At 57.3% G+C, this 7,838-nt stretch carries 5 protein-coding genes; 2 read left to right on the top strand and 3 right to left on the bottom strand.

Going from position 1 to position 7,838, the window contains the following annotated elements; translation table 11 throughout:
* Positions 1 to 426: 426 nt before the first annotated feature.
* A complete protein-coding gene (locus G3N64_RS37425) occupies positions 427 to 1,002 on the top strand; it encodes a hypothetical protein (protein WP_205788636.1) in 576 nt (191 codons plus the stop codon).
* Positions 1,003 to 2,077: 1,075 nt separating this feature from the next.
* A complete protein-coding gene (locus G3N64_RS37420; protein ID WP_175035799.1) occupies positions 2,078 to 2,929 on the top strand; it encodes a replication initiation protein in 852 nt (283 codons plus the stop codon).
* A 133-nt stretch (positions 2,930 to 3,062) separates the two neighbouring features.
* Here the strand turns inward: G3N64_RS37420 and G3N64_RS37415 are convergent, their stop codons facing one another.
* The 3 genes from G3N64_RS37415 to G3N64_RS37405 form a co-directional block, all read right to left on the bottom strand.
* Complete coding sequence (locus G3N64_RS37415) at positions 3,063 to 4,139, bottom strand: ParB/RepB/Spo0J family partition protein (protein WP_205788635.1); 1,077 nt, start codon at positions 4,137 to 4,139, stop codon at positions 3,063 to 3,065.
* On the bottom strand, positions 4,136 to 4,825 hold the full coding sequence (gene parA, locus G3N64_RS37410; protein ID WP_205788634.1) for a ParA family partition ATPase: 690 nt from the start codon (positions 4,823 to 4,825) through the stop codon (positions 4,136 to 4,138). The genes G3N64_RS37415 and parA overlap by 4 nt, the downstream gene beginning before the upstream one ends.
* 1,402 nt (positions 4,826 to 6,227) lie before the next feature.
* The gene (locus tag G3N64_RS37405) at positions 6,228 to 7,805 is read right to left on the bottom strand and encodes a phage integrase family protein (RefSeq protein ID WP_346778856.1); all 1,578 of its coding nucleotides are present in this window, start codon (positions 7,803 to 7,805) and stop codon (positions 6,228 to 6,230) included.
* Positions 7,806 to 7,838 lie beyond the last annotated feature (33 nt).

Below are 7,838 nucleotides of genomic sequence, written 5' to 3'. Positions count from 1 at the left end.
GAGCTGGTGTTCGAGCTTGATGGCTCGCAGGAGACACAAGCTGTACCACGGCCGCCAACCGGTAAAGCAGCCCGCCTGACGGCGGACTACAACTGAAGTTTGAAGCAAATTGAAGATATAAGGAGACGCCGAACATCAGTGCCGTTGCGCTCAACCGGTTGCGGGAGGGACGGCAAAAAGCCCTATGAAAATCGCGAGCTTTTGAGGCTTGATTTTTCTCTTGCGACGATAAACTCGGACCTAGTTCGTTGCACACCTTGCACACTTCGCGCTGGTCGGGCGAATTTTGCAGTGGTTCAAAATTCTTCGAGGAATCAGGCTCTTGCGTCGGCTCGACTTACTAGGTCTGCCTGCTCAACCCACACAACCAGTTGAGTGGCATTTTGCATAAGTCGCAACAATGAAGCCTCATAGCCGCAAATATCAATGATCCAGTTCGATTCCTGCAACAGTTCGATTGTTGAGCCGACTCATACGCAAAGCGGTCGCGCGACGGCTTTCGCGCAACACGCAAATCTGCGCCGGGCCGAATCTCCACCGATAGTGCTGGGGAGGTTTTACCGCGAGCAACTTGATCGCGGTTGGTGGCCGAGCCAGGCACAACTTGCCGCTGACCTTAACGTCTCGGCATCAATCGTTACTCGGTCGATTCGAGCGGCCGGCCTCCCTCAAGAGGTAATTGACGTTCTCGGCGGCGTAAGTCGGATTTCATTTCGTACAGCCGAGGCGATGACGGTATTGGTCCGCGAACTCGGCAGCGATGTAATCGTTCGTCGCGCGATGTCAGTGCCGGGTGGAACCACGCCAGCAATTGCAAGATCAATCCTCTGCACCGGAGATGTGCGTGTTGAGAGCCCCCTCAAGCTTAGGCTGTCATTGGGAGCAAACGGGCGGCATATTCGAATCGATTCACCAGATATTCAACGAGTCGTGCCGCATCTCTCGATCCTCGAAAAAATGGTGAATGCCCTTCTTCCAAGTTTGATCGGTCCGCAACGGTGAGCTGCTGGTATTTCGTCACATCGCATGGACTGAAGCAGAGAGTCCCAAGGTGACAGAATCCGACCCAGGACCGTAATGCGCCATCGGTGACATTTTCCGACCTGAACTCATGAGGAACGAGGCCGCTCGCGTCCTTCGGCTTGCTTGCTTCGGAATGTGACATTTTCCGACCTCCCCGCGCGAGCCGATCGATGACATTTTCCGACCCGATGATTGACCCGGGCCGGTCGAACTTGTGACGGTGACATTTTCCGACCCACTGGGCGAGGCCTGAACAGTGACCCAATCCGACCTGGGCAACCTATTCAACAGTGACGGATTCCGACCCAGAGCAGTTCACCCAAAAGTGACATTTTCCGACCCATGACGTAGATGTTCCGAAAAGCGGCCCCGCAGTCACCGACGGATACCCATGGCAAAAGGTGACGGATTCCGACCCAAAGGTCGGGCCGATCGATGACATTTTCCGACCTGTACCTTAAGCGGCGCCGTTTCGGCTAACCACTGCGGGTTCGCTATGCCCTTGTCTGTCTTGAAAGGTGACACATTCCGACCTGCATCAGGCATAGACCGTGCGCCGAAGAGACTGGGATCTGAGACGTGAGTGAGTACTTAGTCCCTTTCAAGCATTCGGGTCGGAAAGCGTCACCTTTTCGCTTGGCTTCCTCAGTTTTCCAGGATTGCACGTGTGGACAGCGACGGGTTTCAGCCTAAGAGGTCGGAAAAAGTCACCTTTAGGGGTGTCTTTGGGCAACTAGGTGAGGTGTACCGCGGCTTTTTGTTGTGTCGGAGCAACTTTTCTAGGATGGTCTTTTGTAAGACAGTTTATAGAACCGTTTGTAAACCCTTTTGTAAACGCTGTGCCGCCAGCCGGAAAGGCAATCTGGATAAGCGTTTGCCAGGCATCACAGTGAAAGAACTGTGACGTAAACCGGTCTGAGGGTGACGCAATCCGACCCCAAGTGGACAAAATGCGGGCCAGACGTGACATTTTTCGACCGTTATCCACAACGGTGACTTGCACCTCTCTGATGTCACCTTATAATTGTGACACCCCTTCCTTAAGGTCACCTTTGTGAGCAAAAAGGCTAAGCACCTGCCCGAACCGGCACAGGTTGAGATCGTTGAGATCGAATCTTTTCAGATCGAGCCATCGGACGAACCGCCGTTGGACGGAGACGGCCGCGTAAAGGGCACTGTCGCTATGAGCCGCGCGCTTGTCAATGCGCAACAGGGGCTAACTCTCAACGAGAAGCGCGTTATGATGGCAGCGCTTCGATGCATCGATAGCAAAAAATCGCCATACCTGCATGGCAAAGGGAGCGGGTATGTCAGTGTTCGAGTTCGTGCCGATGAATTTGCCGCGCTCGCGGCGCTTGCCCCGAGGTCGGGCGAGAAGCAAGCGACTGCGGCGTACGAAGGACTGAAAGAAGGTTGTGCGAGTCTTCAGAAGCGACAACTGACTTACATGGACGGTCCAAAGAAGGTCGTCTTGAACTGGGTGTGGAAGGCCGTATATCACGAGCGTGAAGGGTGGGCCGAGGTGTCGTTCTCGCCGGACCTGACTCCGCACATCTTTCTCCTTCAACGCCGGTTCGTTTCCTACCAGCTTGAGTTTGCTCGCGGCCTCCAGTCGCTGTACTCGTGGCGCTTGCTTGAACTCTTAATGCGAGAACGGGATCGTGGACGGTTGCTCATCACCTTGGCGGACTTCCGAACTGTTCTCGAGATCCCCGAAACGTATCGCTTCGCAGATATCAAGCGACGCGTAATCGAAACCGCGGTGAACGAACTGAATGCCAAGGCGGACCTGGTTATTGCATGGACTCCAGTGAAGCTCGGACGCGCCGTGAACTCATTGGACTTCAAGTTCGTTCAGAACCCTCAGAGTCGGTTGGATCTGGACGAGGTCGCTGAAGTCGCGTAATCGACTCTAGAGGCCTTTGGGAGGCCGTCTTTCGTGTTGGATCACGCCAACCTGCATCCGTGAGTCACAGGCGCAGGCTGCAGAATGCGATAGATGGGCAGGATAAGTTCATTGAACCCCCTGCCCTGCACCGTCAGTCTTTTTGGTTTCCGAGATCTAGAGAATCGGAATCCTTCATTTCTTCAGCGAGTAGCGCAACGATATTCCGTTGGATGCGGTCACGGACATCACGCGGCAATCCCTGGAGTTCCAGACGAAGCTTGTCGTCACCATACAGCCGAAGGTCACCGACCTTTACGTTGCCGTGCATGTTGATGTCTACGCGTTCGGAGTATCGCTGGCGATTGGACGTGTTCGCTGAATTTGCGTCTGTCGCGCGTTTGACCAGATCGTTTACTTTGCGAACGCTGAGTCCCTCATCGACGATCTTCCGGATCAACTGGCTCGTCTCCTTCTCACCAGTCGCACGGTAGTACTTAACGATCGCGTAAGCCATATTCATGCCGAACGTCTTCGGGTGTTCGAGCATATCCTCAATCATTGCATCGGGGAGCTCTGCAACCGAAAGCGTCGCAGTTACCGTCGACTTGTCGACGCCAAGCTGCTCGCTGAGAGCGGTCTGGCTCGCGAAATGACCTTCGCTCAGCATTCGCTTCCAAACTACAGCATCGTCGAAAACCGTTTGGGTTTCGTGCTGCGTGTTGAGGTCATAGCCGAGCTTGTAGCTCTCGATGCCTTGTGGCACGTCGACTACGATGGCCTTTACATTGCTCTCTTTCGATTCACGAAGTGCCCTGGTCCGTCGACCGCCGTCGACGATGAAGAATCCCTCACCCTTCACATAGTCTGGGGTTACGTGCACCGGCTGCTGTTGCCCTTGCGTTGATAGGTTCAGGGCCAGTGTTGTGATCGATTGCGCTCGATAGAAGTGACGGGGATTGAAGGGGCTTGCCTTTACCGACGCCAAGGGCAGATCGATCGGCGTTCCGGGCGTATAGTTGTTCGCTACGCACCATTCGCGATACGCAACAGAACCCGCGATGCCATCGACATCGGTGGTGGTTGGCGGAACAACTCGAAGTTCGGGGTGAGGCGGTTGCTTCTGGCTATCCCCTACGATCGCATCGACGGCGGCAAATCGATCGATTGCGGTGTGCTTCGTTGGCACTGCGACTGTAAAGCCGGCATCAAGACTGCGTCGCCCCTTCATACTGCTCCCTCCTTAACTTGCTCGACGTCCAGGATCTCGAGAATCTCATCGGTGATCGCTTTGATCTCGTCGCGAGCAGCCCGTGCACCCTTGTCAGAGAGGGCCGATACCGCTACTCCGTACGCAGCTGCTTGCTTGAAGGATTCCCGATCACTGAGGCTAGTTTTTAGTACGGGGATCCCCGTGTCTGCAATTGCCTTCCCTAGCGCTTTCGTCAGCAGGCGCTTCGGCTTTGCTTTATTGAGCAACCAGACGGCCTTCAGCTCATCGTTCGTTGCACGGGCTTGCTCGATCAACTGAATGAAGCCGCGGCTGGACCAGAAATCAGTCGGGGATGAAGACGTCGGCATCACGACTAGGTCCGCGATCATAAGGACCACGGCAGGTCGTGGATCTTCAACAGATGGCGGGCAGTCGATTACGATGAAATCGTAATCGTTGATATATTTTTTAACCTCGCGATGAATCATTTTCCCAGATGCGGCGAGGTTTGCGACGGGGAACGGAAGCCCTTCTTCACCCTCACCTGCAGCAGCACTCCATTGCAATAGAGTGTTCTGGGGGTCCGCATCGATCCCAAGGACGCGGAATCCTCGTTCGGCGAGGTCGCTCGCCACATTGACACTGATCGTGGACTTTCCAACACCACCCTTCTGGTTCGCTATCGCGAAGATTTTTGCAGTCATTGACCGGGTCCTCAAGAATTCACCCAATCATAATTTGAAATTACAAAAATTCAAGTGATTTGTTGTAGAGCGTCGATAATTTACGTCGCCAAGGTGCTTGGTGTGGACTCGTACCCTGCTCCGACACGAATCCTGAGTTGATGCGTATCAACGTGCCACCCAGGAAGCCCGGTGCAGATGGCGAGTTGCCAGCGGGAGTGCAACGACAGCACCTACTGGACGGATTCAGGAGCCTAGCTCTGAGTGGCGGGCCCGTTGAGACGTATCAACAAGTCACACGTACAGCCCATGCAACGACCGAACGCTTCGCTTGATGCGCAATGACAACGGCCGCCGCGAGCGGTCACTCTGTTGGTACGTATCAACAGAGTGACCCGAGAATGACGGTCGGCGCATTGCAAATCGACGATTGGCGTTGATACGTATCAACGGGCCACGTTCTTCCACGAAAGCAATAACTGAACTCTTGGTTTGAAGTGAAGTGACAACGCGCGCTGGGACTGGTCGATCTGTTGATACGTATCAACGTGGCGGCCCCGGGGATTGCAAGTTGAGTTGCACGGAAAATCGTTCGGTGTTGATGGGTATCAACAAGCGATACGCCAGTTCGCAGGCACGGATCAACTTCGCTCCTCAAGGGGCAATGGCATCGCTTGCCTTGACGGCGCAGAGACGCGACATAGGGCGACGATTCTGTTGATACGTATCAACAGAATCGTCAGGGATCGGATAGTCAATGCAGAGATGCTGACACTGTTGGATCGAAAAGCGCCTAGATGATCATCAGGTGTTGATACGTATCAACACCTGATGTCACGCGAGATTCCTCGTAGACATCAGAAATTGAAGGCGTATGGGAGGCTGGAGCTGTTGATACGTATCAACCCATATTCAGGCGTCGGATAGAAGTCGCCCACTCGAATTGGGAGAACAGAGTGAGCGACATCGGGTTTGGTCGTTGCAGGGCGTGCGTTGATACGTATCAACGATCTTGTACCAACGGACTACCGCACAGCCATAAGGGGATCGGTTATGTGGAAATGAAGATTTCTCGATCGGGGCAACGTCGAGAATGCGCGGCGTCGCTCAAGTGCGTACGCCTTATATACTGATTTTTGGTGGAGCGCCTGACAGTGTCGCGAGTCTATATGTTTAACCTCCTAGTAAATCTCGGAGTTTGGCTATCAACGTAAGGGGGAAGTCCCAGATAATCCAGCACTTAGGGGCTTCAAATTGCCAAAGTCGGACCAAATCTGGGAGATGCTGACCTGGCACCCGAGGCCGCCGTGCGGGGAGAGCAGGCCGAAATAGGGCTAGGCAGGCCGCGAGCATTGTGTTCCTGGTGGGCGAAGTCCGGAGTACCGATATTGCTCGCGGGCACGAAAGCGTTTGGCGACGGCGTTCACTTGGGTGACTTGCCAGCCCGCAGGGTTTGCTCGAGAAAGGACTCGGCTTCGCGATACTGCCTACTCAACTCTGCCGTCGCATACACCGATGTCGTGTCGAGGGAATCATGACCGAGGAAAGTTCGCGCGCTTTCTAGGGTCATGCCACCAGCGATCGCGTGCGAGGCGAAGGTGTGCCGCAGCCAGTGCGGGCTGGCTGCGCCGAAGGCCCGCGCGTGCGGCGAATCCTCACGCAGCGCCGCAGCGGTCGCAGCCGCAAAAAACTGCCTAACCGCCTTATAAAGTTGGATCGGATGGATCGGCCCGGTTGTCCGCGCGCGCGCCGCGAGTTCGGGCGCCGGATCGGTTTTGCTTGTTTTCGCCGCACGCCGGACCTCGCCGATCTCGGCGTTCGATAGCAACGCAGGGATCAGCGGGGTCGCGGCCGGGCAGGCAAGGGGATCGCGCGGCAGCCCGCGCGATTCCAGGTAGTCGCCCATCAGTGCCAGCACCGCCGGCACCAGCGGCACGAACCGCTCCTTCGCGCGCTTGCCAACCACGCGCAGCAGTCGGATCGTCCCCAGTTCGGGGCCGGCGTAGCGCTCTTGGACATCGTCCGTGAACGCCCCGCATAGCTCGGCGCGCCGCAGCCCGGTGCTGTACGCAAAGCTCAGCACGAAGCGCATGCGTGTCGCCGCCGCCGTGTCCGGCATCGCGTCGAGCACGCGCATCGCGAAGCGCCAGGCGTCGGAGGTCAGGCCGCGCTCGATTTGCAGCCGTGATTTGGCGGCCACGCGTCGCTCGTTGCCGGCGGCATCGTGCGTCGACCCGGTGAACACGCGAATCTTCGCGAACGCGTTGTGATCCAGGTACTGCGCGTCGACCAGCTCGCCGAAGAACTTCTTCAGCGCGGACAGCGCGTCCTGCCGGCTCTTGACCGATAACGGCCCGCGGAACGGCCGCCACCCCAGATCGCTGCGATGCTCCGTGCCCGACATGACCCATTGGCTGGCCGGCTGCGGGTCGATCAGGAAGCCGTTGATGTAGTCGCGCGCATCGTCGGTGTCGAGGCTCGACAGCGCCTTGCGCTTCACGAAGATCGCCCACAACAGCAGGCGTTCGGCTTCGGTGCGGTAACGCTGGCGCGTGTGCGGGTTCTCGTAGTCGGCGAGCCAGAAGTCGATCGCCTCGCGGTCGTTGTTCGCGCGGCTGTTGTTCTTGACCAGATTGCGGTGCGCGCCGTGCGAGCCGTCCAGCTCGGGCGGCAGCAAGAAGCGCTCGAGCGGCACGATCGCGGTGACCGGGCCGGCTGCGGCGAGCGGCGGGCCCGGCAGCGTGCGCTCGGACGGGTGGGTTTGCGCGCCGGCGGCCAGCTGCAGGCCCGCGACGTCCCCGTAGTGGGCGAGCCACGCGGTGATGCGCCGGGCGCCGATCTCGCCCAGACGCGGCACACGCCGATACCAGCGGTAACCGACCGCGTTGATCGTTTCGACCAGCCGGCCGATCGTGGTTAGGCCGACGTCGGCCAGGCGCAGCGCGACGGCCGTGTCGAACCAGCCGAGCACGTGGTGTTCGGGGCGCGGATCCTCGACCACCAGGCGCGCCAGCGCGTCGAGTGCCGCCATCTA

Origin of the sequence: Burkholderia sp. Ac-20344, assembly GCF_017104975.1 — a bacterium.
Lineage (GTDB): Bacteria > Pseudomonadota > Gammaproteobacteria > Burkholderiales > Burkholderiaceae > Burkholderia.
This window is presented reverse-complemented; position numbering and strand designations above follow the sequence as displayed.

Excerpts from the sequence above, each read along its gene's own strand:
- parA (WP_205788634.1), bottom strand. The coding sequence starts at position 4,825 with ATGACTGCAAAAATCTTCGCGATAGCGAACCAGAAGGGTGGTGTTGGA.
- G3N64_RS37425 (WP_205788636.1), top strand. The coding sequence starts at position 427 with ATGATCCAGTTCGATTCCTGCAACAGTTCGATTGTTGAGCCGACTCAT.
- G3N64_RS37415 (WP_205788635.1), bottom strand. The coding sequence starts at position 4,139 with ATGAAGGGGCGACGCAGTCTTGATGCCGGCTTTACAGTCGCAGTGCCA.